This window comes from Georgenia sp. Marseille-Q6866 (assembly GCF_965111665.1).
The window spans coordinates 20,302-43,085 of the sequence record NZ_CBCOOR010000021.1; the positions used below are offsets into that span (position 1 = coordinate 20,302).

At 73.8% G+C, this 22,784-nt stretch carries 19 protein-coding genes and 2 tRNA genes; 13 read left to right on the plus strand and 8 right to left on the minus strand.

Annotated features, from left to right (window positions below; all coding sequences use genetic code 11):
- Window positions 1-60: 60 nt before the first annotated feature.
- The 4 genes from ACWPXV_RS14865 to ACWPXV_RS14880 are packed head-to-tail and all read right to left on the minus strand — an operon-like array spanning window position 61 to window position 4,247.
- Window positions 61-1,344 (minus strand): ABC transporter substrate-binding protein, encoded by a 1,284-nt coding sequence (locus ACWPXV_RS14865; protein ID WP_454085948.1) that lies wholly within the window; start codon window positions 1,342-1,344, stop codon window positions 61-63.
- 41 nt (window positions 1,345-1,385) lie between these two features.
- On the minus strand, window positions 1,386-2,213 hold the full coding sequence (locus ACWPXV_RS14870) for a carbohydrate ABC transporter permease (RefSeq protein ID WP_454085949.1): 828 nt from the start codon (window positions 2,211-2,213) through the stop codon (window positions 1,386-1,388).
- A 4-nt stretch (window positions 2,214-2,217) separates the two neighbouring features.
- Complete coding sequence (locus tag ACWPXV_RS14875) at window positions 2,218-3,192, minus strand: carbohydrate ABC transporter permease (RefSeq protein ID WP_454085950.1); 975 nt, start codon at window positions 3,190-3,192, stop codon at window positions 2,218-2,220.
- Entirely contained in the window at window positions 3,189-4,247 is a 1,059-nt protein-coding gene (locus tag ACWPXV_RS14880; protein ID WP_454085951.1) for a LacI family DNA-binding transcriptional regulator, read from the minus strand. Before ACWPXV_RS14880 ends, ACWPXV_RS14875 begins: the two co-directional genes overlap by 4 nt.
- Window positions 4,248-4,672: 425 nt before the next feature.
- On the opposite strand from ACWPXV_RS14880, the gene ACWPXV_RS14885 reads away from it, so the two are divergent.
- Window positions 4,673-6,265, plus strand: coding sequence for a DUF222 domain-containing protein (locus tag ACWPXV_RS14885; RefSeq protein WP_454085952.1), 1,593 nt, complete (start codon window positions 4,673-4,675; stop codon window positions 6,263-6,265).
- 35 nt (window positions 6,266-6,300) lie between these two features.
- Here the strand turns inward: ACWPXV_RS14885 and ACWPXV_RS14890 are convergent, their stop codons facing one another.
- Window positions 6,301-7,815 (minus strand): AAA family ATPase, encoded by a 1,515-nt coding sequence (locus tag ACWPXV_RS14890; protein WP_454085953.1) that lies wholly within the window; start codon window positions 7,813-7,815, stop codon window positions 6,301-6,303.
- 148 nt (window positions 7,816-7,963) lie between these two features.
- On the minus strand, window positions 7,964-8,170 hold the full coding sequence (locus ACWPXV_RS14895) for a helix-hairpin-helix domain-containing protein (RefSeq protein WP_454085954.1): 207 nt from the start codon (window positions 8,168-8,170) through the stop codon (window positions 7,964-7,966).
- A gap of 91 nt (window positions 8,171-8,261) precedes the next feature.
- Between ACWPXV_RS14895 and ACWPXV_RS14900 the strand changes: the two genes are divergently transcribed.
- From ACWPXV_RS14900 to ACWPXV_RS14950, 11 genes are all read left to right on the plus strand, one after another.
- Window positions 8,262-9,143, plus strand: a complete 882-nt coding sequence (locus ACWPXV_RS14900; protein WP_454085955.1) for a DUF2268 domain-containing protein — start codon at window positions 8,262-8,264, stop codon at window positions 9,141-9,143.
- A 27-nt stretch (window positions 9,144-9,170) separates the two neighbouring features.
- Window positions 9,171-9,320 (plus strand): hypothetical protein, encoded by a 150-nt coding sequence (locus ACWPXV_RS14905; RefSeq protein WP_454085956.1) that lies wholly within the window; start codon window positions 9,171-9,173, stop codon window positions 9,318-9,320.
- Between the two features lie 39 nt (window positions 9,321-9,359).
- Window positions 9,360-10,196, plus strand: coding sequence for a helix-turn-helix domain-containing protein (locus ACWPXV_RS14910; RefSeq protein ID WP_454085957.1), 837 nt, complete (start codon window positions 9,360-9,362; stop codon window positions 10,194-10,196).
- Window positions 10,193-10,612 carry a VOC family protein gene (locus ACWPXV_RS14915; RefSeq protein ID WP_454085958.1) on the plus strand — a complete coding sequence of 140 codons (420 nt, stop codon included), beginning with the start codon at window positions 10,193-10,195 and terminating at the stop codon, window positions 10,610-10,612. Before ACWPXV_RS14910 ends, ACWPXV_RS14915 begins: the two co-directional genes overlap by 4 nt.
- A gap of 95 nt (window positions 10,613-10,707) precedes the next feature.
- A tRNA-Gln gene (locus tag ACWPXV_RS14920) sits at window positions 10,708-10,779 on the plus strand.
- Between the two features lie 55 nt (window positions 10,780-10,834).
- Window positions 10,835-10,907, plus strand: a tRNA-Glu gene (locus ACWPXV_RS14925).
- A 180-nt stretch (window positions 10,908-11,087) separates the two neighbouring features.
- Complete coding sequence (locus ACWPXV_RS14930; protein ID WP_454085959.1) at window positions 11,088-11,930, plus strand: hypothetical protein; 843 nt, start codon at window positions 11,088-11,090, stop codon at window positions 11,928-11,930.
- A 38-nt stretch (window positions 11,931-11,968) separates the two neighbouring features.
- Window positions 11,969-12,823, plus strand: a complete 855-nt coding sequence (locus ACWPXV_RS14935; RefSeq protein WP_454085960.1) for a hypothetical protein — start codon at window positions 11,969-11,971, stop codon at window positions 12,821-12,823.
- A 183-nt stretch (window positions 12,824-13,006) separates the two neighbouring features.
- A complete protein-coding gene (locus ACWPXV_RS14940) occupies window positions 13,007-13,219 on the plus strand; it encodes a WXG100 family type VII secretion target (protein WP_454085961.1) in 213 nt (70 codons plus the stop codon).
- Window positions 13,220-13,320: 101 nt separating this feature from the next.
- Window positions 13,321-14,682, plus strand: coding sequence for a hypothetical protein (locus ACWPXV_RS14945; RefSeq protein WP_454085962.1), 1,362 nt, complete (start codon window positions 13,321-13,323; stop codon window positions 14,680-14,682).
- An 80-nt stretch (window positions 14,683-14,762) separates the two neighbouring features.
- Window positions 14,763-15,035 carry a hypothetical protein gene (locus tag ACWPXV_RS14950; RefSeq protein WP_454085963.1) on the plus strand — a complete coding sequence of 91 codons (273 nt, stop codon included), beginning with the start codon at window positions 14,763-14,765 and terminating at the stop codon, window positions 15,033-15,035.
- Between the two features lie 72 nt (window positions 15,036-15,107).
- On the opposite strand, the gene ACWPXV_RS14955 is transcribed toward ACWPXV_RS14950, so the two are convergent.
- On the minus strand, window positions 15,108-17,450 hold the full coding sequence (locus ACWPXV_RS14955; protein WP_454085964.1) for a multicopper oxidase family protein: 2,343 nt from the start codon (window positions 17,448-17,450) through the stop codon (window positions 15,108-15,110).
- A 220-nt stretch (window positions 17,451-17,670) separates the two neighbouring features.
- A complete protein-coding gene (locus ACWPXV_RS14960) occupies window positions 17,671-18,063 on the minus strand; it encodes a DUF3151 domain-containing protein (RefSeq protein ID WP_454085965.1) in 393 nt (130 codons plus the stop codon).
- A gap of 170 nt (window positions 18,064-18,233) precedes the next feature.
- On the opposite strand from ACWPXV_RS14960, the gene ACWPXV_RS14965 reads away from it, so the two are divergent.
- Entirely contained in the window at window positions 18,234-22,598 is a 4,365-nt protein-coding gene (locus ACWPXV_RS14965) for an FtsK/SpoIIIE domain-containing protein (RefSeq protein ID WP_454085966.1), read from the plus strand.
- Window positions 22,599-22,784: the final 186 nt, after the last annotated feature.

Here is a 22,784-nt window from a genome sequence, read left to right on the forward strand (position 1 = left end):
GCCGCGGGGCGGCCGGGGTGGCGCTGGGCGGCCCGGGGTCCGGACCGCCCAGCGACGGGGTCAGCCGGTGATCTCGGTCCAGCCCTCCTCGAGCTGCGTGCCGAGGCCGGCGGTGTCGATCTCCTGCGCGAGGTAGCGCTGGAAGGCTGGCGTGGCCACGGTGTCCTTCCACTGCGCGTACGCGTCGACGAACAGGTACGGCGCGGAGACGAGGTGCTGGCCGGAGGAGAGGATGGTCGCCCAGCCGTTCTCGTCACCGAGGTTCTCGGCCATGTACTCCTGGGCGGAGGTCGTCGCCGGGATGAGGGCGTCGGCCTCGTTGAGGGCGGCGAGGTTCTCGGTCTCGGTGAAGAACTCGATGAACTCGGCCGACTCCTCGACGTGCTCGGAGTCGATGTTCACCGAGAGGGTCTGCGGGTTGGCGGCCTGGCCGGCGCCCTGCGGGCCCTCGAGCGGGGGGAGCACGGTCCACTCGAAGGCCTCGGGGGCGTCGGTGGCGATGTTGGCGGCCTGGAAGGAGCCCTGGACCGTCATGGCGATCTGGCCGGCGTAGAAGGAGGCGAGCACCTCCGAGCCGGACTGGGTGAGGGTGACCGGGAGGATCGTCTCGTCCTCGAAGGCCATCGTGTGGACGAGCTCGGGCACGGCCAGCTCGCCCTCACCGATCGTGAGGCTCGCGTCGGTGCCGGTGCCCTCGAAGAAGGTGCCGCCGAAGCCGGGGGCGAAGGACATGAACGCCGCCGTCGGGCTCGCCAGGCCCCAGCCGAGGCCGTAAGTGTCGCCCGCCGTCGTCGCCTGCGCGATCTCGCGCAGCTGCTCCCACGTCATCGTGTCCCCGCTGGGGACCTCGACGCCCGCCTCCTCGAGGAGGGCCGTGTTGGCGAAGACCATGTAGGACTGCAGCTCGGTGGGGTAGGCGATGACCTGGTCGTCGACGGTCACCGAGTCGAGGATGCCCTCGGGGATGTCGGCGCGGCGCTCGTCGGACATGTACTCCGAGAGGTCGGCGAGGTAGCCGTCGCGGGCGAATGGGACGATGCTCGCGGCCTCGTAGTGGATGACGTCGGGGGCGGCGCCGCCGTTGAACTGGGTGATGAGCTTGTCGTAGATGCCGTCCCACCCCGCGGGGACGATCTCGACCTGGACGTCGGCGTTGGCCTCGTTCCACTCCGCGACGATCGACTCCGTCGCCGCGATGGCGGCGGGCTGGTCGGAGAGGGACTGGAACTCGAGGGTCACGGGCCCGTCGGCACTGCCGCCGTCGTCGTCCGCGCCGCCACAGGCGGCGAGGGTGAGCGCGGCGATCGTGAGGCATGCGGCTGTGGAGGCTCCACGGATCTTCATTGGTCGACCTTTCGAGGGGGATGGTGGTGGGGGTCTGGGGGTCAGCCCTTGACGGCGCCGGACATGAGGCCGCCGACGAGCTTTCGCTGCATGATCGAGAAGAAGACGATGCTGGGGATCGCGGCGAGGACGGAGCCGGCCGCCAGCGGGCCGAGCGCCACCTTGCCCTCGCCGCCGATGAACATCTTCAGCGTGATGGGCAGGGTGTAGTTCTCCGGGGACTGCAGGAGGACGAGGGCGAAGAAGAACTCGTTCCACGAGGAGACGAAGGAGAACATCGCGGTCGCGACGACTCCGGGGACGAGCAGCGGGAAGACGATCGAGCGCAGCACCCGCAGGCGGGCGGCGCCGTCCATCGAGCCGGCCTCCTCGAGGTCCACCGGGATTCCGGTGACGTAGCCCTGGAGCATCCACAGCGCGAAGGGCAGCGTGTAGGTCGTGTGGACCAGGGTGAGGCCGACGAGGCTGTCGGTGAGGCCGATCGTCCGCAGGATGAGGAAGAGCGGCAGGATGATGAGGATGACGGGGAAGACCTGGCTCACGAGGATCCAGCCGATCCCGGCCATGCGGACCTTGCCCTTGAGGCGGGCCAGGACGTACGCCGTCGGCATCGCGATGACGACGACGAGCAGCGTGGAGACGAGGGCGACGGCGGCGCTGTTGGCGGCGGAGCGCACCAGTCCCTGCCGGGCGAGGGCGTCGGAGTAGTTCTCCCAGTGCCACTCGTTGGGAAGCAGGCTGATCGAGAGCGAGTTGAGCTCGCCCGAGGACTTGAACGAGGCCGAGATGAGCCACAGGAGCGGGAAGCCCAAAAAGACGATGTAGGCGACGAGCGCCGCGTACTGGGCGGGGCGGATCAGGGTGCGCATCGGCTCAGCCCTTCCTCTCGGTGCTGTCCTCGCGGAACTGGGACCACAGGTAGACGGCGAGGAGGATGACGACGACGACGACGAGGACGACGCCCATCGCGGCGGCGTAGCCGATGTTCCGGTTCTTGAACGCCTCGAGATAGGTGAAGAGCATCGGCAGCATCGTCCGGCCGCCCGGGCCGCCCTCGGTGAGGACGTAGACCAGCGAGAACGAGTTGAAGTTCCAGATGAAGTTCAGCGACGTGATCGAGGTGACGATCGGGCGCAGCGAGGGCCACGTGACGGCGGTGAAGCGGCGCCACGCGGAGGCCCCGTCCATCGAGGCGGCCTCGTGGAGCTCCTCGGGGATCTGCTGGAGGCCGGCGAGGAGGGTGACAGTGGTCTGCGGCATGCCGACCCACACGCCGACGACGATGACGGCGGGCAGTGCGGTGGAGAAGTTCGCCAGCCAGTTGATGTCGCCCGGCAGGCCGATGCCGCCGAGGACGGCGTTGAGCGGCCCCGCGTTGGGCGAGTAGATCATCTGCCACATGATCGCCACGACGACGGGCGGCATCGCCCACGGGATGAGCGCGAGGACGCGGGTGAGGCCCTGGAGGCGCAGGCCGGAGTTGAGGAGCAGCGCCAGGCCCATCGCGGCGAGCAGCTGGAGCAGCGTGACCGACACCGCCCAGACCATGCCGATGCGGAAGGAGTCCCAGAAGAAGGAGTTGTCGAGCAGCCGGGCGAAGTTCTCGGTGCCGACGAAGGTGTACTCCGGGTTGCGCACGAGGCGCGCGTCGGTGAAGGCGAGCGCGACGCCGATGATGAGCGGCGCGACGCTGAGCACGAGGATCGGGATGAGCGAGGGGATGACGAGCGCGGCAGCCTCACGGCGCCGGGCCCGCTCGAGCCCGCTGCGGCGACGGGGTGAGCCGCGGCCGGGCCGGGGCGCGGGTGCGTCCGGCCGCGCTCCTGCGGCGAGCATCGGTGCCGTCATGCGTCCTCCTTGCGTGGTGCGGGGGATGGGGTGGGGGTGGACACGGACGACTCTCGGACGATGAGCTCGGGGCCGACGGTGACGTACCGGCCCCGCTCCTCGCCGTCGTCGACGAGGCCGAGCACGAGCTCGGCGGCGAGATGGCCGCGCCGGCCCGAGCCGAGCGAGACGCTCGTGAGGCTGGGCTGGAAGACGCGGCCGATGTCGGTGTCGTCCATGCCGGTGACGGCGAGGTCGCCGGGCACGGTGAGTCCACGCGCGCCGGCGGCGCGGATGGCACCGATGGCGAGGAGGTCGTTGGCGGCGACGACGGCGTCGAGGGGGGTCCCGGCGTCGTCGGCGCGGTCGAGGAGGCGGTGGGCGGCGGCGAGGCCGGCGGTGACGGTGAAGTCGTCGGCCACCTCGGTGCCACCGTTCGCGGCGGTGAAGGCGGCGGCGCGGGTCGCGGCGTCGAAGCCGCGCTGCCGGGCCTCGCCCGGGGTGGTGTCGAGGGGGCCGTTGAGGAAGCCGATCCGGCGGCGGCCGACGGCGACGAGGTGGTCGACCGCCTGCGCGATGCCACCGGCGGAGTCGGTGGAGACGGAGTCGATGCCGTGGTCGGCCAGGGAGCGGCCGATGACGACGACGGGAACGGCGGCCTCCTCGACGGCGGTGACGAAGGCGGCGTCCACGCGCAGCGGGCTGATGATCATGCCGTCGACGAACCCGCCCTCGAGGCTGTGGACGAGGTCGACGGTCGAGGCGACCGTGTCCCCGGTGGACATGACGACGACGCGGTAGCCGTGGGGAGCGAGGACCGCGTGGATCGCGGTGAGCATCTCGATGTAGACGGGGTTGCCGATGTCGGCGACGGCGAAGGCGACCTGGAAGGTGCGCTTCATCCGCAGGGACCGGCCCGTCTCGTGGGGGCGGTAGCCGAGCTCGTCGGCGGCGGCGCGCACGCGCTCGACCATCGCGGGGCTGGCGCCGCTGCCGTGGAGGGCGCGGGAGGTGGAGGCGAGGGAGACCCCGGCGTGGCGGGCGACCTGGATGAGCGTCGCGCGTGGTGACGTCACTGTCGCCCTCCTTCGTCGTTGAGTGGTGGTTCTGTGCCCTGTGGCGGAAACGTTTCCAGCGCTGTGTGTGAGCGGGTTGGAATCGTTTCCGGGGGTGGCCGAGATCTTGGCACCGGGCGGGTGCGGCTGTCAACACGTACGGGGCCGGACCGATGTCAGTGGTCGGATCCACCGTGGGGGGAAGAGGACGACACCGCTGGAGGTGGGTTCGATGACGGCACGCGGGACGCTCGCGGACGGTGCCGTCGCGGCGGGCGCTTGTGGCCGCTCCTGTTCCCGGGCCCGGCTCTGGGCGATGTCAGTGGTCGGATCTACCGTGGGGGGAAGAGGTTCCCAGCGGGGAGGTGAGCGCGATGGCCGCAGAGACGCCGCCTGATGCGCCGTCGGGCTGGGAGCCTGGACCGGATGGGGACGAGCGTCATGTCATGGCGCCCACAGCCACAGCCACAGCCACAGCCACAGCCACAGCCACAGCCACAGCCAACGCTGCCGATGGCGGCGCCACCGCCACCGCCACGGCCGCTGGCGATGGCGGCGCCAGCGCCACCGCCACGCTGCCGGACCCGGTCGGCGCACTGACGGGCGTCACCGACACCCTCACCGCCCTCACCACCGTCCCCTGGCACGACCTCCCCGGCCAGGCCGCCCACGACGCGCTCGACGAGATCGAGCGCGCCACCCGGCACCTCGCGGCCCTGCGCGCCCAGGTGCTCACCGTCGTCGACGCCAACGGCCTGTGGGCGCTGCAGGGCTCACGCACCTTCAGCGCCTGGTTGCGGCAGCGCACCGGTTCCACCGCGGCAGGCGCCTCCCGTCAGGTCCGGGAGTCACGGGCGCTGCGCGACCACCTGCCGCTCACCCGGGCAGCACTGGCCGCGGGGCGCATCGGTCCCGACCACGTCGCCGTGCTCGTCCGTGAGGCCGTCCGCACCCAGGAGCTGCGGACCCAGCTCACCGACGCGGACCTGGGGGAGGCCTTCCTCGTCGAGCAGGCGTCGGCGATGGACGCAGGCAGCTTCACCCAGCTCGTCCGGGCCTGGACGATCGCGGCAGACCCGGAGGGCGCGGACCGCGAGTGGCGAGAGGCCGGGAGCAAGGAGGAGCTCACGCTCTCCCGCACCACCGACGGCTTCCACCTCCGCGGCTGGCTGGACGAGGTCGCCGGCCAGATCGTCGGCACCGCGCTGCAGGCGCACGCGGGCCGCAAGGGCAAGGGCGACGAGCGCACCCCGGCGCAGCGCCGCGCCGCAGCGCTCGTCTCCCTGGCCAGCCAGTCTCTGGACGCCGGGATCCAGGGGGCCGCGGCACGGATCCGGCCCCACCTCACCGTCACCACCACGCTCGAGACCCTGCGGGCCCTCGCCGCGGCCATGGGGTCGGCCATCCCGCGGGTCGGCCCCGACGGGCGTCCCTACGCCCCGGGAGCCACCTTCGGCCCCCCGAGCCAGGCCGCACTCACCGCCACCGGTGGCCCGCGCGACCTCGAGGCGCCGGCCCCGGAGGGCCAGGTCCCGCTCTTCACCGCCTCGGAGGAGACCCGCCGCTGGCTCGAGCGGTGGGAGTCCGGTGACGACCACGTCATCTCCACCGCCATCGACTACGAGCAGGTCCGTGGCCTCGAGCCGCCCACCCTCGAGGACGGCACCCCGATCCCACCCGCGGTGCTGGCCCGGCTCGCCTGCGAGTCCCAGATCTCCCGGGTGGTCTTCGGGGCCGTCTCGACCATCCTCGACGCCGGCCGCGAGAAGCGGATCTTCCCCGCCAACCAGGTCCGCGCCGTCATCGCGAGGGACAAGCACTGCCAGTACCCCGGCTGCGACGAGCCACCCGGCTTCGGCGAGATCCACCACTCGCTGTGGTGGGCCCAGCACCTCGGAGGCACCGACGTCGAGCACGGGGTGCTCCTGTGCTGGCACCACCACGACTGGGTCCACGCCCACGAGATCACCATCACCCGGTCCGAGGGCACGTGGTGGTTCCGCGACCGCCACGGCTGGCTCATCACCGCCGACCCGTAGCCGGAGGCCGAGGGGACAGGTGTGCCCTCGGCCGGTCAGTCCTCCCGCGTGACGTTCCCGGCGCCGCCAAGCACCACCCGCGTCATCGCGTTGCGGGTGTCGAGCAGCTCGGAGAGCGCGGCGTCGAGGTCCTCGGCCGAGACGGCCAGGCCCCCGTCACCGTCACCGTCACCGTCCCCGGAGCCGCGTTCCGCCGCGAACAGTGCCGCCCGTCTGAGCAGCTCCTTGACGAAGGACGCCGTGACCCCCTCGGTGCGCTCGACCACGGAGTCGAGGTTGGACCGGTCCAGCAGCAGCGTCCCGGAGTAGAGCTCGAACAGCCGTCGCCGGGCCTCGCCGTCGGGAAGCGGGAGCTCCACCGCCTGGTCCACGCGGCCCGGGCGAGCGGCGAGCGCGGGCTCCAGCAGGTCCGCCCGGTTGGTGGTGAGCACGAAGACGACGTCGGCGTCCTCGGCCAGGCCGTCCATCTCCCCGAGGAGCTGGAAGAGCAGGGGGTGGGCACCGGAGTGCAGGTCACGGTCCTCGGCGATGAGATCGACGTCCTCCACGACGACCATCGCCGGCTGCAGCGCCCGCGCCACCGAGCACGCCTCGCTGATGAGGGACAGGGCCCCGCCGGTCAGCTGGATGACCGTCGTGCCGGTGAGGCTGCTGATGAGGTGCCGCACGGTGTGCGTCTTGCCCACTCCCGGCGGCCCGTACAGGAGCAGCCCACGCTTGAGGTGCTGGCCGGCGGACAGCAGCCGCTCCTTGTGGCGAGCCACCTCGACGACCTGCCGCCGGATGGCCTCGGCGGCCGCGGCCGGCAGGATGACGTCCTCGTTGCCCACGGCAGGACGCTCGTGGAACTGGAGGAGGGTCCCGCCGTGCCCGAAGATCTCGTGGTCGAAGGACAGCACCTGACCGCGGAAGACGTTGTGCGTCGTCGCGAGCTCCTGGATGTCGCGGGCCGCTGCCGCCACCGTCGCGGCGTCCGGGCCGGTGATCTCGACCGTCACCGTGGTGACGCCGGACTCCGGGTCCGCCCCGCGCAGCAGCACGGCCAGCGGGCTCCCGCCGTCGTCCACGAGGTAGAGCCCGCACCGCACGCACGACGCGACCTGCCCGCCCGGCCCGCTCGGCAGGTTGACGCGCGAGACGTTCCCCGGCCGCGGGCCGTAGGGGTCGTGCATGCCGCCGATCCCCTCGAGCAGCTCCGCGAGACCGAACGGCCGGTGCTGGTAGCCGACGATGCCGACGAGGCGGTGGCTGCGGTGGTCCGCGGCGAGCCAGGCGTCCAGACCTGCCTGCACGTTGACGTGCTCGTAGGCGGGCCGGCCCTCCTCGACGACGTCGAGCTCCTCCACCGGGGCGGCGAGGTGCGCGTGCAGCAGGCTCGACAGCGTCTCGCGCTCCTCCGCGCGCGCGACGCCGACCAGCCCGCGGGCCGCGCGGCGCGCGAGCCGGCCGACGTCGGCGAGCTCGAGCCGCCCGTCCCGTCCGCCGGGCACCGCCCCGTCGTCGTGCAGGGGCGTGCCGTAGGCCGTCCAGCCGAATGATGCGGGCGGCATCGTGCTCCTCACGGTCGGGTCGTCAGTGACCCGGCCATCCTCGCGCACGCCCGGCCCGTGCACCCACGGTTCGCGAGCTGAGCTCTCCCGGCGACGGGTCCGAGGCGCGGGGGGCCGGGGCGCGGCGGGTCCGGGGCGCCGCGGACCGCTACGGCGCCCGGGCGCGCCCCTGCTCGGCCAGCGCCTCGCGCAGCAGGCGGACCGCGCGCGGGCCGACGCCGTGGAGCGCGAGGAGCTCGCGCTCCGACATGGCGGCCACCTGGTCGAGCGAGGTCACGCCCTGCTCGTGCAGGGCGTTGGTGGCCGGCCGGCCGATCCGAGGCAGGTCCGGGACGGGGGCATCGTCGCTGCTCATCGCCCCATGGTCCTCGTCGCGCGGCCGCGGCGGAAGAGCGCGGCGAAAAGCGTTGACCCTCCCGCGACGTGAGGCCCTAGCGTCACCGACCATGACCTTCACCGTCCTCGACAGCCACGCCACCATGAGGCGCGTCCTCACCGCACCGGTCGCCGACCGTGCCGACCTCGTCCGCCCGCTCCTCGACCAGGCCGCCGGCATGTACCGGTACTTCCCGAGGGAGGTCGACGTCGTCGACATGCACCACCTCGGCAACGGCTTCCGCCTCGACCGGGACGACCAGCGCTACCTCCCGGCCCTCGACCGCCTGGCCGGTGCCGACGTGTGGGCGCGCATCGGCAGCGCCCTCGACCACGCGCTCACCATCCAGCTCGACGCCACCCCCGGCATCACCGTGCCGGACGAGATCGTCGTCCTCCTCGTTCTCGGCAACCCGGACGACGAGCTCTTCATGGGCGCCGGCCGCGGCATGAGCGCCAACGGCAGCGTCACCGGCTACCTCTGGATCAACGTCTGGCCCATTGACGAGGTCCTCGCCCAGGTCGAGGCGATCGCCGTCCACGAGCTCCACCACAACCTCCGCTACGCCAACCGGGTGTGGGACCCGGCCACGGTGACGGTCGGCGAGCACGTCGTCTCCGAGGGGCTGGCCGACGCCTTCGCCCGCCAGCTCTACGGCGACCTCGGCTACGCGCTCGTCGGCCGCGCCGTGCTGGACGACGACGCCGCCGTCGCCAAGGTCCTCACCGGCCTCGACGTCACCGGCATGGAGAACTTCACCGCCTGGGTGCTCGGCGACGCGCACGCCGCCCGCTTCGGCGGGGAGCCGGTGGGGCTGCCCACCGGCGCCGGGTACGCGGCGGGCAACCGGCTCGTCGACGCCTATCTCGCGGCGACCGGGCAGACGGCCGCCCAGGCGCTCCTCGCCGACCGGCAGGACATCATCGCCACCGCCCTGGCGGCGGGCGTCTGAGCCCTCGCCTCCTCCGCGTCACGCGACGTGGCGTGCCAGCCGGTCGCCGGGGCGCTCCACCCCGCTGCGGGCGCCGCGGAGAACCACCTCTGCGCGCTCGCCGACAGGCTCGGCGTGCGGGACCGGACGCGGGCGGTGCTCTGTGCCCTCGACCGCGGGCTGCTCGAGACGGCCTGAGCCCTTGGCCCCGGCCCGGTGCGGGAGGACCATGGAGGCGTGTCCGCGCTCGTGCCGCACACCGTCCCCGCACCGCTGCGGCCCCTGGTCGCGACGGCGGTGGGCTACCGGGCCCCGGCCTACCCGGTGGGGGTCCACCGGGGGCTGCCCTCGCGCCACCTCACGCTCGTCGTCGAGCTCCTCGGCCCGCTCACCGTGCGCGGCCTGGGGGAGGCGGTCCGCGCCCACGGCGTGGTCGGGGGGCTCCACACGGTGCCCGCGCTCATCGACGCGAGCCGCCCCCAGGAGGGCGTGCAGTACGCGCTCAACCCGCTCGGCGCCCGCGTGCTCCTCGGGGTCCCCGCGGGGGAGCTGCGGGACCGCGCCGTCGGCCTGGAGGAGATCCTCGGACCCGACGCCGCGCGGCTCGTCGAGCGGATGGCCAGCACGCCACACTGGCCCGCCCGCTTCCGCCTCCTCGACGAGGCACTGCTCCACCGGCTGGCCAGCTCACGGTGGGGCGCGGGGTGGGCGGCACCGGCCGAGGTCGGCGAGGCGTGGCGACTCATCCTCGCGAGCGAGGGCCGCCTGCCCGTCGTCGACGTCGCCGCCGCGGTGGGGTGGGGCCGCCGCCACCTCGGGGAGCAGCTCCGCCGCGCGACGGGACTCACCCCGAAGGAGGCGGCTCGGGTGGCCCGCTTCGAGCACGCCCAGCGGCTGCTCCGCGCCCGCCGGCCGCTGGCGGACGTCGCCGTCGAGACCGGCTACGCGGACCAGGCGCACCTCGCCCGCGAGTGGCGCGCCCTCACGGGAGCGAGCATGACCACCTGGGTGCGCGAGGAGCTCCCATTCGTCCAAGACGCGGCCCGGTCCCCGGGCGCACGATCGGTGTCATGAGCACCGACGAGAACACCCTGCCCGCCCCCGTCCCCACCGTGTGGCCGAGCGTCGGCTTCACCGACGTCGACGCCGGGGTCCGCGTCCTCACCGAGGTCCTCGGCTTCGTCGTCACCGCCCTCTACCGCGACGACGACGGCACCGTGGCCCACGCCGAGGCGCGCTGGCCCGACGGGGGTGGCGTCATGTTCGGGAGCCGGGGCAAGGCGGGGGACTGGGGAGCCCTCGGACCGACGGGCGTGTACGTCGTCGCCGCCGAGGCCGCGACGGTCGACGCCGTCTGGGCCCGGGCCCAGGAGGATGCGGACCTCGAGGTGACCGAGGCCCTCCACGACACCGAGTACGGCTCCCACACCTTCGGCGTGCGGGACCGGGACGGGAACCTCTGGACCGTCGGGACCTACCGAGGGGTGTGACCACGCCCACCGCTCCCGGCTTTGATCCTCGCCCGCGGAGCAGGGTAGTGTTACCGCCCGGTAGGACGTTCGCAGGAGCGGACGGAATACCCCCATGGGGTATGGTGTAATTGGCAGCACGACTGGTTCTGGTCCAGTTAGTCTAGGTTCGAGTCCTGGTACCCCAGCGGTTTGAGTGAGGCGGAGAGATCCGGTAAACTCAGCCAGGTTGAAAATGCTAGAGGCCCCGTCGTCTAGCGGCCTAGGACACCGCCCTCTCAAGGCGGCGGCGCCGGTTCGAATCCGGTCGGGGCTACACAGGAAAGGCCCCCATCCCGAGTGGATGGGGGCCTTTCGCATGTCCGCGGAATGTGCGCGCACGGCGAAGTGTGGCGAGGGACACCCTGCTCGTTTTCCGGAACCTTCCACCCCCTCGGGGCTGTCCGCCGGCGTGCCCGCCGCCCCACGATGAGCACCTACCCCAACGGGAGGTGTCATGTCCGTCACACACGGCGCAGACGTTGAGGCCCTGCGCGCCAGCGCCCGGCAGCTGGCCGACGCCGCGCACGAGCTGCTGAGTGCCAACATCCGTCTCACCCACCGCGTCTACGACGTCCGCTGGAACGGCCCGGACGCCGCCGGCTTCCGGGCGGCCTGGGAGTCCGAGTACTCCCCGCAGCTGAGCCAGGTGAGCGCGGCGCTCAACCGGGCCGCCGCGGAGGTCCTCGAGCAGGCCGCCGACCAGGAGCGGGCCAGCAGCGCGACGGGAGCGACGTCGTCGGCCACCGACGACCTGCAGGCTCGGCTGAACACTCAACGAGACCTGCTCGTGCTGGCCGCGAACACGGCGCAGGTGGCGCGCGCGATGGCGGCCCACCCGGACGCGTGGCGCAGCCTCGAGACCTTCAACCGTGCGTGGAACCTCGCCGAGGACTTCGCCTCCCCGCTGGAGCGGCACGGTGGCGCGCTGCTCGGGGTGCTCGGCACCGCCGTCGGCGCCCACGGGCTCGTCCGGGGCGCCGCGGAGGGAGACGCTGTGGCGGTCGTCCAGAACGGGGTCCCGCTCACCGTGACCGCCCTCGTGTCCCGTGGCATCGTCGCCACGGGCACCGGCGCGGCGGTGACCGGTGCCTGGGGCTTCGGCTCGCTGATCGGCGCCGGCGTCAACAAGGCGATGGAGGGAACCACCTACGGCGCCCGCGTGGAGGAGAACTTCGCGGAGATCTTCGATGCGACCGGTGTGGCCGGCCCGGTCGTGGGCACGATCCTCACCCCCGTCGTCCTCCTCAAGAGCGGCCTCGACATGCTGGACGACGACGCCGCCCCGCCCATCCCCTGACCCCTACCCTGGGACCACCGACCGAGGAGGACGCAAGGATGCTGCGCGTGCGGATCAGGGGCGCCGGTGTGCCGCCCGTCGTGCTGGGGAGCGGGGACCGCCTGCTCGTGGGCCGCGCCCCCGAGGGCGGGCTCACCGACGACGTCGAGGGCCAGCTGCGCACGACGACCCTCGCCCTGCCGCGTGCGGCCTCCCACGTCTCCCGCGTCGTCGGGGAGGTGACGGTGGGCGACGAGGTCGTCCGCCTGCGCTGGCACGGCTCGACGACGGCGCAGCTGTCCAGCCTCTTCGACGCACCCGGCGGCGCGCGGCGCGTGGCCCTGTCCCAGGGCATGGGGGCGCTCCTCGACGAGGGGGAGAACCAGATCCTCCTGCTCCGGGGGCGCGAGGTGGACGGCGGCTTCACCGACCTCGTCATCGTCCTCGACGTCGAGGAGGTGCGGCCTACCGCGCCCGGCGACGGCGAGAGCCTGGCGCCGGCCGGCGACCCCGACGGTGACGCGACCACCCGGGCGCCGCAGCTCGAGCGCTTCTCCCGGGAGTGGTACGTGGCCCTCGCGCTCGCCGAGCCGTGGCTCACCGGTGCCGACGACTACCCGCGCCCGGCCTCGAACCGGGAGATCTACGAGCGTGTCCTCGCGCTGCGCGGGCACGCGTGGAACCTCGAGCGGGCCCAACGTGTGGACGACGCGATCCGCGCCGTCGCCCGCCTCGCCTTCGGCCCCGCGGACGACCCTTTCACCGCGACCGCCGGCCGCGTGCAGAACGTGCGCTTCGCCGTCGGGCGCCGGGCCGCCGAGGTGCGGCTCGTGACCACCGAGGACCTCGACCTCGTGCTGGCCGCCCAGGCCAGCGGTGACGGTCTCAACCCCGCGCGGCTCCTCGAGCAGTAGACCCGCCGGCAGAACAGGCGGAAGTTTCCACCCCACCTCGGGTGGAATTCATCGGCACTGCACTCCTAGTGTCTCGGTATCGGGAAGAACCGATACCGAAACCACGAGGAGAATGTCATGGGCCACGACGCCTCTCGCTTTTCCGGAATTGACTCGACCTATGCGCGGGAGAGCTCCCGCCAGATGGACGCGAACGCCCAGGACCTCGGCGCGATGGTCGGCAACGTCTCCGCGATGCTCGACTCCGTCGCCTGGATCGGGCCCGCGGCCAAGCGCTTCAAGCAGGACTGGGACGGGGCGCTGCGCCCCGAGCTCGAGGCCGCGACGCAGTCGCTGAGCGAGAACGCCCGCGAGCTGCACCGCCGCGCCGACATGCAGGACGAGGTCAGCCGCTGACGCGGCGGAACATTCCACCCCCTCGGCGCTGGCGCCGGCCGAAATAGCCCCGCTAACGTCATCGACAACAACCGGACGAGAATTCAGGAAGGAGGTCAAAAATGTTCCAGGGAGCAGATGTCAGCGGCCTCGACAAAATGGCACAGAAAGCCCAGGACGGCGCCGACTACGCGAAGAAGGTCGCGATGGCGCTCAAGATCCTGGTCCGCGCGCTCAAGGCGATGTCGTGGACCGGCTGGGCCGCCGGCTACGCCGCCTACCTCGAGGCCACGGTCATCCCGTGGGTCGAGGCCACCGGCGAGGCTCTGGAGAACTTCGCCAAGGTGCTCCGCATGGCCTCGGCGCTGCAGAAGGCGGTGAGCGAGGACTCCCCGCGGGTCGCCATCCCCGCCTCGGCCTACGTGCCGCCGCAGCTGCCGACGAGCTCCGCGGTCAACGCCCCGTCCCTCACCGGGCCGGACACCGCGGTGACGAACGCGCACATGCCGACTGTCTCGGTCGGGGACGGCGCCGTCGTCGTCATCCCGATCAGCATCGGCGGCACGACGAGCTCGCTGGGCAAGACGGCGGCCACCGGCGCCGGCGGCCAGGTCACCACCCCGTCGGGCGTGACCGTGAGCTGGGGCGGGGGGACCGGCTCGTCCGGGACGTCCGCGGCCGGCATCGCGCCGCAGACGAGGACGACGTCGTCCTTCGGTCCCGTCAGCACAGCACCGGTGAGCAGCTCGCCCACTGTCTCGGTCCCGGCCGCGCTTCCCGTGGGGTCGGCTGCCGGTGCCGTCGGCGGGGTGATCGGTGCCGGCGCGGCGCTCGGAGGCGGCCTGCCCGGACTGGGCGGCTCCTCAGGAGCCGTTGGCGGCGGCGCGGGCACCGGCGGCTCGGGCGGTGGCGGCACGACGTTCGGCGGCGGTACCGCTGGGCTGGGTGGCGGCTCGGGCACCGGTGGTGGCACGGCCGCCCCGGGGGAGGGCTCCGGCCCTGGCGGCGGTGGCTCCACCGGCAGCGTCGGCGGCGGCATCGGCGGCTCCGGTCTGCTGGGCGGCGGCTCCTCGGGCGGCACCACCGGCGCGGGCTCGGGCGGAGCCACCGGTTCGGGCATCGGCGCCGGCGGCACCGGCGGGGGCTCAGGCGGAGGCGCCGGTTCGGGCACCGGCACCGGCGGCGCCGGTTCGCCGTCCGGCTCCGGCCTCCTCGGCTCCACCAGCCGGCTCGACGCCGGCTCCACCTCCGGCGACCCCACGGTCCGCGCCACCCCGGTGGCAGCCGCGGGGGCCGGCGGGGGAGGACTCGCGGCACTCGGCGCCGCGGGCGCCCTCACTGAGGACAGCTCGCTCAACCCGGCCGCACTGGCCGCACCGCTCGGGCTCGCCGGCCTCGGTGCGGCGGGACTCGGCGCCCTGCGCGCCCGCGGCTCGGAGGACTCCGACGGGGGAGAGGAGCTGCTCGACCAGGCCGGCACCTGACCGCACGACCAGCACGACACAGCACCACCCGCACGACCTGACAACCCACCACAGCAGCACTCCACGAAAGGACTACTCAGATGAGCACCGGAACGCTCTACGGGATGGACATCAACGCCGCTCGCGACCTCGTTCGCGTGATGAACGGCGACTCGGACACCATCAACCAGCTGACCGCCCGCCTCACCCAGCACCTCGAGGCCACCCCCTGGTACGGCCCGGACGCCCAGCGCTTCCGCAGCGACTGGACCGGCCAGTACGTCCCCGCCCTCCAGAACGTCGTCCGCGCCCTGCAGGAGAACGCGCAGATCCTCTCCCAGCAGGCCGACGACCAGGAGCGCGCGTCCAGCTGACCACCCCGCACGCCGAAGGGTCCGGTCCCCACGACGGGGACCGGACCGTTCCGGTGCGCAACGAGCGGCAGGTCAGCCGTGGTGGTCGTGACCCGGCCCGGAGATCTCCGTCGGCGGCTCGGTCCCCGGATCGACGACGACGAACTGGCCCATGAGTCCGAAGTCCTCGTGGCGCAGGAGGTGGCAGTGGTACATGTACGGCACCTCGGGGTTGGCGTAGTGCTCGAAGCGCATGATGAGGCGGTACTCGCGGCCCGGCTCGGTGTAGATCGTGTCCTTGCGCCCGGAGAGCTCCGGCGGCGGCGGTGCGCCGTCGACGGAGAGCACCTCGAACTGGACGTCGTGGATGTGGAAGTTGTGCGGCATCGGGTCCTCGTTGCGCACCACCCACACCTCGGTCGTCCCGACGGTGACGACCTCGTCGATGCGGTTCATGTCCATCCGCTGACCGTTGAGGGCCAGCCCTTTCATGACGAAGGTGCGTTCCGTGGTGGCGTCGGCCTCGTCGAGGCGCTCCTCGTCGGAGAAGTCGTCGGCGACGACGGCGGAGGGTGCGAGCTCGTCGGCGGCCTCCAGGCGCAGGATGTCGAGGGTGTCGAGGGCGCCGTAGCCCTGCGGGTCGGCGATGTCGCCGAGCCGCTGCGGGTAGGAGCGCAGCATCGTGTCCGAGCCCGGCTCCAGCTCGACGACGATCTCCGCCCGCTCACCGGGCGAGAGCTGGACACGGTTGGTCTCGTGCGGGGCCGGGAGCAGGCCGCCGTCGGAGGCGACGAGCTGGAAGGAGCGGTCGTCGTCGAAGCCGAAGTTGTAGCTGCGCAGGGTGGAGCCGTTGAGCAGCCGCAGCCGCACCCGCTCGGTCGTCACCTCCTGGACCGCGCCGATCGTGCCGTTGACCATGAGCGCCTCGCCGATGACGCCGCTGGGGACCTTGGACTCCATGGTGAGCTGGCCGTCCGCGGTGAAGGACTTGTCCTGGACGATGACGGGGATGTCGTCGACGCCGTACTCGCCGGGCAGGCCCGCGGCGTCAGCGGCATCGTCGTCGAGGATGAACATGCCGGACATCCCGAGGTAGACGTGCTTCTCCGTGAGCCCGTGCGGGTGGGGGTGGTACCAGAGCGTCGCGGCGGCCTGGTCGACGAGCCAGGTGGGCCGCCACGTGCCGCCGGGCTCGACCTCCTGGTGCGGGCCGCCGTCCATCTCCGGCGGCAGGTGCATCCCGTGCCAGTGGACGCTCGTGGCCTCCCCGAGCGTGTTGGTCACCTCGACGGCCACCTGCTCGCCGCGGCGCGCACGCAGGGTGGGGCCGAGGAAGTCCCCGTTGAAGCCCCAGGTGTCCGTCTCGACGCCCTCGCGGAAGGACGTGGTCCCGGCCTGGGCGGTGAGCTGGAAGACGCGGGTGCCGTCCTCGTCGACGACGGAGTCGGCCAGCGGCGGGATCGCCAGCGGCTCGTCGAAGGTGGGCTCGGGCTGCTCGGGGTCGACCGGGTCGGTGGGCCCGTCCGGGTCGCCGGGGACGACGACCGGTCCGTCCGGCCCGCCCGGCACCGGCGCGGTCGGGGTGCCGGAGCTGCGGCGGACGGCGAGGGAGTCGGTGCCGTCGCCGTCCCAGTCACCCACGAGGGTGACGTCGCCGGGCCGCCCGTAGGCGACGTTCCGGTCGGCCGGACCGTTGCGGAGCGCGTGGGCCAGGTGGTAGCGCGCCCCGCGGCGCACGGCGAGCGCGTCCTCGCCCGAGCCGTCCCAGTCCCCGACGTACACGTCGTCGCGGTCGCGCCCGTAGCAGACGACGGCGCTCGCGGGCCCCGACGTCATCGTCGTGTTGATGAGGTAGTGGGCCCCGCGGCGCACGGCCAGGGTGTCCTTGCCGTCGCCGTCCCAGTCGCCGACGACGATCGCGTCGTCCGCGCGGCCGAAGCGCAGCACGACGTCGGCGGCGCCCGAACGCATCGAGTTCGCGATGAGGTACTGGTTGCCGCGGCGCACGGCGAGGGTGTCGGTGCCGTCCCCGTCCCAGTCCCCGACGAGGAGCTCGTCGCCCGGGCGGCCGTAGGTGACGGCGGTGTCGGCGTGCCCGCCACGCAGGGAGTTGGAGACGTGGACGACGGCGCCCCGCCGCACCGCGAGGGTGTCGGTACCGTCGCCGTCCCAGTCCCCGACGAGCACCTCGTCGCCCGGCCGGCCGAAGGTGAGGACCTGGGCGGTGCGGCGCAGGCCGTTGTCGGCGAGGTGGAAGGTGTTGCCCGCGGTGGTCGGCGCGCTCGTGCTGCTCACGGCCGGCCCGGCAGGGAGGGAGGTGGCGGCGGGGAGAAGCGCTGCGCCGGCGGGCGCGAGCGCGGCGGCGCCCGACCCGAGCGGGGCGGTGAGCGCGAGGACCGCGCCCACGACGAGCGCGCGGACGGAGGAGGAACGCATGCGTGTGCCTTTCACCTGCGTGGAGGACAGGGCCGCGCGGCGGGGGAGACCGCGCTTGGCATGCGACGCGGGCCGTTCCGCGCGCACGCTCGCAGATGATCATGACGCACGCGAGCCGTTTTGGGAATGGGTGACCAAAAGCGGCGAAAGGGGTATTCCTCACGTCAGAACGGACGAACCGGACCGCCGGTGTCGGCGGCCCGGTTCGTCAGGCGTGGTGTCAGGCTGCGGCCTCCGCGAGGAAGCTGCGGCAGCGCTCGGCCTCGTCGTCCTCTCCGATGGCGGCGGCAGCCTCGGCCAGCGCCTCGAGGGCGCCGAGGAAGCCCTGGTTGGGGACGTGGTCGGCCGGGATCGGCCCCTGCCCCTTCCACCCGGCGCGGCGCAGCGCGTCCAGGCCGCGGTGGTAGCCGGTGCGGGCGTAGGCGTAGGCCGCGACCGGGTCCTTCTCGTCGAGCGACTCGCGGGCGAGCACCGCCCAGGCATAGCTCGACGCGGGCAGACGGGCGGCGACGTCACGGGGGTCGTCGCCCCGCTCGACGGCGGCGCGGGCGGCCATGTCGGGGTGGTCGTCGGGCAGGTACGTGGGGTCGGGACCCAGGAGGTTCTTCTGCATGCCGCCAGTGTCTCAGCAACTCCCCGCCGCCGGGCGGGCGGACGAGCACCTCATCCACGGGCGAGATGGCGGAAGTTTCCACCCCCCGCGCCCTGGCTCGCGGCGGGCCCCGTCCCTAGGTTCGTCCTAGGTGGTCACGACGGTCGTGGCCCGGACGGAGGTTCGCGAGCATGTGGCGTCTGAGCGTGCTGCCGAGCACGGAGAGCAGGCTCTCCCCGGTCGACGTCGTCGTCGAGGCGGAGGCGGACGGCTCCGTCGCGGACCTCGCGACCCGCCTGGGCGCCCACCTCGGCGGCGACCACTCCCGCCTCCTCCTCGCGCCGACGACCGACGGCCGCCCCTGGCCCGCCTCGCGCCGCCTCGCCGACGCGGGTCTGCGTGACGGCGACGTCCTCACCGTCTCCTCGGTCACCGAGGACTGGCTCACCCGGCCCGCGACGAGCGCCCGACCCCGCGCCGTCGCCCACGTCCTCACCGGCCCGGACGCCGGCCTCCAGGTCCCTGTCACCGGCGACGTCGTGACGATCGGCCGCGGCGCCGGCGCCGGCATCCGCCTCAGCGACCCGCTCGTCAGCCGCGAGCACGCCCGCGTCATGCTCTCCGGCACCCCGCTCGTCACCGACGCCGGCTCCGCGCACGGCACCCGCGTGGGCGGTCGCCCGGTCACCGCGCCCACGCCCCTGGAGTGGGGGCAGCACGTCGAGGTCGGCGGCACCGTCCTCGCCCTCCGGGAGGGCGCCGCGGCCGGGCGCGAGCGCGGCGTCCTGCGCCCGCCGCGCTTCGGGGAGCAGGTGGTGCCCGCCGAGCTCGACGTCCCCAGCCCGCCGGCCTCGCCCCGCCACAGCCCCTTCCCGTGGCCGATGATGCTCATGCCCGCACTCATGGGCGGGGCGATGTTCGCCACCACCCGCAGCGCGATCTCGCTCGTCTTCATGGTCGGCTTCCCGCTCATGATGGTCGCCAACCACGTCGTCCAGAAGCGCCAGGCCCGCAAGGAGCACACCGCCGAGGCCCGGCTGTGGCGGCAGGACGTCACGAGCGTCCTCGCCGCGATGGACACCGCCGCGGCCGCCCAGCGCGAGCACGCCGAGGACGACGACCCGGACCTCGACGTCGTCCGCGACCGCGCCACGTCCCGGCACCACCGCGTGTGGGTGCGGCAGGCCGACGACGCCGACTTCCTCCAGGTCCGCGCCGGCCGCGGCCCGCGCCCCTCGCTCGTCCAGGCCAAGGCCGTGACGAGCGGTGACCGCACCCTGCGCGCCGAGCTCACCGCCGCCGTCGCCACGCGCGCCACCCTGCCCGACATGCCCGTCCCGGTGCGCTTCGCCGACCACGCCCTCATCGCCGTCACCGGCCCGGCCGAGCGCACCGACGCCTGGGCCCGGGCGGTGCTCGTCCGGCTCGGCGTCACGCACTCGCCCACGGACCTCACCGTCGCGGCCGCGCTCGGCAGCGGCCGCGCGGGCATGGAGTCGTGGCTGCGCTGGCTGCCCCACGCGGCGAAGCGCAGCGGCGGCGGCCCGTGCGTCGCCGTCGGGCCGGGGGAGGGGCAGGTGCTCCTCGAGGACCTCCTCACCGTCGACGCCCCCTCCTCCCACACGCTGCTCGTCGTCGACGAGCACGCCGGCCTGCCGCGCCGCGCCGTGGAGCGCCTCGCCGCCGTCGCCGCCGACCCCGAGCGCCGCCTGCGCCTCCTGTGGCTGGGGGAGCGCATCGAGGAGGTCCCCGCCGCGACCGGGCTCGTCGTCGACCTCGCCGACTCCGCCGTCAAGGTCCGCGACCGCGGCGGCGTCGCCGAGCTGACGAGCGTCGACGAGCTCGACCTCGCCGGGGCTTGGCGCACCGCCCGCGCCCTGTCCGGCTACCAGGACGAGGCGGCCACCGTCGCGGCCGAGGCGCTCGTCCCGCAGCAGGTGCGCCTGCCCGAGCTCGCGGCGGACCTCGCCTCCCTCGACGACGTCGACGCCGTCCTCACCCGCTGGTCCGCCGGGCGCGGGCTGCGGGCCCAGCTCGGCGCCGGCGCCGACGGCGTCGTGACGATCGACCTGCGCGAGGACGGGCCGCACGGCCTCGTCGCCGGCACGACCGGCGCAGGCAAGAGCGAGCTGCTCCAGTCGCTCATCAGCTCCCTGGCGCTCAACAACCCGCCGTCGCGGATCAACTTCCTCCTCGTCGACTACAAGGGCGGCGCCGCCTTCCGGGAGTGCGCCGAGCTGCCGCACACGGTCGGCTACATCACCGACCTCACCCCGGCTCTCGTCCAGCGGGCGCTCGTGTCGATGCACGCCGAGCTCAGCGCGCGGGAGCGGCTCCTGGGCGAGTACGGGGCCAAGGACCTCGTGGCCCTGGAGGCCACCCACCCGGAGGTCGCGCCGCCGTCGATGCTCATCTGCGTCGACGAGTTCGCCGCGCTGCTCGCCGAGGTGCCCGAGTTCGTCGACGGCATGGTCTCCATCGCCCAGCGCGGCCGCTCCCTCGGCATGCACATGCTCCTCGCCACGCAGCGTCCCGCCGGCGTCGTCACCCCGCAGATCAAGGCGAACACGGACCTGCGGATCGCGCTCCGGGTCGCCTCGCCGGACGACTCCGTCGACGTCATCGACGCGCCCGACGCCGCCCACATCTCCCGCCGCACCCCCGGCCGCGCGTGGCTGCGCCGCACCGGGCACGGTACCCGCGAGCTCGTCCAGGTCGCCTGGGTGGGCGCGCGCGAGGAGGCGGCCGAGCAGCGCGAGCGGGTGACGGTCGCCCCCTTCACCGCGCGGCGCCTGGAGCGGACGACGACGGCGCAGGCCGCCGCCGTCCACGAGCTCACCGACCTCGAGCGCATCGTCCAGACGACGACGACGGCCTTCCGCCGCTCCGGGCGCCCCGCTCCCAAGCGGCCGTGGGTGCCGGCGATGCCGCCCGTCGTCGAGCTCGCCTGCACGGCCCCCGGCGTCTTCCTCCTCGGCGAGGAGAGCGGCACCCGCGCCACGGTCGGCGCCGGGCAGGCCCTCCTCGGCATGGTCGACCGGCCCGCCGAGCAGGAGCAGGTGCCGTGGGTCGTCGACTTCGCCCGCGCCGGCCACCTCCTCGTCTTCGGCGCCTCCGGCTCCGGCAAGACCGAGCTGCTGCGCACCCTCGCCGCCACCGTCACCGGTGCCGACGAGCCCGCCCCGCCCTGCGTCTACGCCGTCGACGCCGGCGGCGGCGGACTGTCCTCCCTCGAGCGGCTGCCCTCCGTCGGCTCCGTCGTCACCGTCCAGCAGCTCGAGCGGATGCTGCGGCTCGTCCGGATGCTCCACCAGACCGTCGAGCACCGCGGCTCGGTGCTCGCCGCCCACGGCGTCGCCGACGTCGACGCCCTCGCCGCCGTCGGTGAGCCGATGCGCCGCATCCACCTCCTCGTCGACAACCTCCCGGCCGTCATGGAGGCCCTCGAGGGCGGGGGCGCCCTGCGCCGCCAGCACGGCGAGCAGCTCGTCACGATCCTCCAGGAGGGCCGCCGCTGCGGCGTCCACGTCACCGCCACCGCACCCCAGCGCACCGGCCTGCCCAGCCAGCTCCAGGCCGCCTTCGGCCAGCGGCTCGTCCTGCGGATGACCGTGGCGGACGACTACGCGATGCTCGGCGTCCCCGGCGACGTCCTCGACGCCGATTCCGCCCCCGGCCGCGGCCTCGCCGGCAAGGACGAGGTCCAGGTCGCCACCGTCGGCGCTCCCGGCACCCCCGCCCAGGCCGCGCGCCTCGACGCGCTGGCCGCCGTCGTCGCCGACCGCTTCGCCGAGGCGCCCCGCGTGCCCGTTCCGGCCATGCCCACCCTGCTCCCGCAGCACCTGCTGCCGGCGCCGACCGCCGACGACGTCGTCCTCGGCGTGGAGGAGAACCTCGTCTCCGCCGTCGGGCTGCCGCTCCTCGCCGGGCCGCTGCTCGTCACCGGCCGGGCCCGCTCCGGGCGCACCGGCCTCCTCGCCGGCCTCGCGCAGCTCGTGCGCCGCTCGGGGCAGCCGCCCGCGGAGCTCGTCCTCGTCGGGCCGCGCGCGTCCCAGCCGGTCGCGACGGCGGGCGAGCCGCTGCTCCCGGCCGAGGTCGCCGACGTCGTCCTCGACAGCCCGGAGGCCGTGGCCGAGTGGGCCCGGACGGCGGGGCTCACGGCGCCGGGCGATGCCGGGTGGCGGCTCCTCCTCGTCGACGACGTCCACGAGTGGGAGCGCGCCTGGGAGGCCAACGGGACCGAGCGCGCCGCCGTCGAGGCCCTCACCGAGGTGACCCTCCAGGCGCCCGCCACGCGCACCGCCGTCGTCGTCGTCGCGGACCCCGACGAGGCCCGTTCCCGCCAGCACATCCTCGGCCTGGTCGCGACGGTGCGCAGGTCACGACGTGGGATCCTGCTCGGGCCCGAGATGGGCGACGGTACGCTCATCTCCGCACAGGTCCCGATGAACAGCCACGAGGCCCTCACGGGGCCCGGACGGGGGCTGCTCGTCAGCGGTGGGACCAGCCACGTCGTCCACGTGCTGTCCGCGAGCGCTGCCGAGGGGGAGTCGTGATGGGGAGGATCGCCGACGCGTGGCGCCGCCTGACGCGCGGTGCCCGCGGTGAGCGCGGCGTCGTCGAGGCCGGTGTCGCAGCGGCCGGTGCGGTCCTCGTCGTCGGGGCGCTCGTCGGCAACGGCGTCGCGAGCACGGTCATCGACATGTCCGACGGCCAGACCTGGCTGCCCGACGAGGACGGCC